We start from the raw sequence: 1,156 nt of genomic DNA, 5'->3' as shown, positions 1-1,156 counted from the left end.
GGCGTCGTTGATCCTGGCTGATGAGGGCAATGAAGCGCGTCTGTCGGAGTTGGGCGTGCCGGTGCTGCGGGTGGACAAGCCGACCGCCCCACTGGCCCTGGGCGAAGAACCGCTAGCCACAGCGGACAACCCCTTGGCCCTGGGCCACGAACAGCGAGCCACACCGGACAACCCACTGGGCCCGGTCGGCGAGCCCCTGGCCCCGCTGGACGAGCCAATGGCTGTGCTGCCGGTTCGACCGGCCGTGCAGAACGCGGCGTACATCGTGTACACCTCGGGCTCGACGGGGCGGCCCAAGGGTGTGGCGGTCACACACGCCGGGGTGGGCAGTCTGGTCGCGGCGTTCGCGGAGCGGATGGCGGTGCGTGCGGACAGCCGTTGGCTTCAGTTGGCGTCGCCGAGTTTCGATGTCTCGTTGTGCGAGATGTTCACGGCGTTGCTGACGGGTGCGAGTGTGGTGCTGGCCGACCCGGCCGATCTGACTGCCGGGACCCCCCTCGCCGACACCATCACCAAACACCGAGTCACTCACGGAATGTGGCCCCCGGCCCTGCTCGCCGTGATGCCTCCTGGCTCCCTCCCCACGGTCGAATCGCTCATGGTCGGTGGTGAGGCGTGTCCGCCGGAGGTGGTGGCAGCCTGGTCGGAGGGCCGGCGGCTGCTCAACGGCTACGGGCCCACGGAGATCACCGTGTGTGCGACGACCAGTGCACCGCACACGGGTGGGCCCGGAGTGCTGCCGATCGGTAGGCCGATCACCAACGCTCGGGTGTTTGTGTTGGATGGGGCGTTACGGCCGGTGGGGGTCGGTGTCGAGGGCGAGTTGTATGTGGCGGGTCCGGGGGTGGCGCGGGGCTATGTGGGCCGGTCGGCGCTGACCGCGGACCGGTTCGTGGCCTGCCCGTTCGGTGCCCCGGGTGAACGCATGTACCGGACCGGGGACCTGGCGGTGATCCAGCCGGACGGGCAGCTGCTCTTCCGCGGACGGGCGGACGAACAGGTCAAGATCCGGGGATTCCGTATCGAACCGGGTGAGGTCGAAGCGGTCCTGTCCGCTCACCCCGACGTCCAGCGGGCCGTCGTCGTGGTCGACGACCATCACAGTGACCGACGCCTGGTCGGTTACATCGTCCCCACCACCCACAACCCCACCACC

Annotated in this window: 1 protein-coding gene; it reads left to right on the top strand. The window is 69.2% G+C overall.

What is annotated here, in order from left to right:
• Nucleotides 1-55 precede the first annotated feature (55 nt).
• Nucleotides 56-1,156, top strand: a 1,101-nt coding sequence (locus ACZ7DL_RS39090) for an amino acid adenylation domain-containing protein (RefSeq protein WP_470781852.1), incomplete at its 3' end; no start/stop codon positions are given.

Source organism: Streptomyces sp. NPDC036984 (genome assembly GCF_055607665.1).
Note: the sequence above shows the minus strand (reverse complement) of the source record. Positions and strands in the feature narration are given on the sequence as shown.